This is a genomic window from Actinoallomurus acaciae (genome assembly GCF_042429965.1).
Taxonomy (GTDB): Bacteria; Actinomycetota; Actinomycetes; order Streptosporangiales; family Streptosporangiaceae; genus Actinoallomurus; species Actinoallomurus acaciae.
This window is the reverse complement of record NZ_JBHLZP010001155.1, coordinates 1-928: the sequence shown is the minus strand read 5'-3', so window position 1 is coordinate 928 and position 928 is coordinate 1. Positions and strand designations below refer to the sequence as shown.

Here is a 928-nt window from a genome sequence, read left to right as displayed (position 1 = left end):
CCCGGGAGGAGAGTGAACATGCCGCCATCATCTCGTGCCCCGGCGGGCCGGTGGATCAGCAGCCGCAGGCGATCGCCGCGACCGGGGCGGCGAGCGGGTCGGCGGGCGTGCTGACGCGACCGGACCGGGACTGGACCGCGAACCCCTCGCGCACCCAGTACTCATAGCCGCCGGCCATCTCCTTGACCCGGTGGCCGAGGCGCGCGAAGGCCAGCGCGGCGCGGGTCGCGCCGTTGCAGCCGGGGCCCCAGCAGTACGTGACGACCGTGGCGTCACGCGGCACGACGGCGGACGCGCGTGCGGCGACCTCGCCGGCGGGCAGGTGCACGGCGCCGGGCAGATGGCCCTGTTCCCAGGACGCGGCGCTGCGGGAGTCGACCACGACCAGGCCGGGCACGCCGGCCTCCAGGTCGGCGTGCACGTCGGAGACGTCGGTCTCGAACGCCAGGCGGGCGGCGAAGTGGGCGGCGGCCTCGGCGGGGTCCGCGGGTGCGGTGGACAGAACGTAGGACATGCCGACGATGCTCGCGGGCCCCGGCCGCCGCCGCCCGTGGCGCCGCCGTCGCCGACCGCTAAGATCCCGCCATGCTCACCCCGCCACGCCGCCGGCGGACCGTCGCGGTGCTCGCCTACGACGGCATGTCGCCGTTCGAGACCGGCATCGTCACCGAGGTCTTCGGCCTGCCGAGACCCGAGCTGGACGTGCCCTGGTACGACCTGACGGTGTGCGCGGAGCGGCCCGGCCCGCTGCGCGTCATCGGGGGAGCGACCCTCGACACCGGGCACGGCCTGGACGTTCTCGCCTCCGCCGAGACGGTGATCGTGCCCGGCGTCAGCGACGTACGCGGCGGGTCCTCGCCGGCGCAGGATGCGGCGCTGCGCCGGGCGCACGCCCGGGGCGCCCGTGTCGTCTCGATCTGCTCGGGGG

The 928-nt window shown here is 76.2% G+C and carries 1 protein-coding gene and 1 pseudogene; one reads left to right on the top strand and one right to left on the bottom strand.

The window, feature by feature from the left end; genetic code table 11:
* Positions 1-55: 55 nt before the first annotated feature.
* Positions 56-514, bottom strand: a complete 459-nt coding sequence (locus tag ACFFNX_RS51275) for a rhodanese-like domain-containing protein (RefSeq protein ID WP_378213789.1) — start codon at positions 512-514, stop codon at positions 56-58.
* 71 nt (positions 515-585) lie between these two features.
* Here ACFFNX_RS51275 and ACFFNX_RS51270 point away from each other — a divergent pair.
* Positions 586-928, top strand: a pseudogene (locus tag ACFFNX_RS51270) (AraC family transcriptional regulator); the annotation flags it as partial.

Bases quoted from the DNA above. Each gene is read 5' to 3' on its own strand.
- ACFFNX_RS51275 (WP_378213789.1), bottom strand. From the start codon at position 514: ATGTCCTACGTTCTGTCCACCGCACCCGCGGACCCCGCCGAGGCCGCC.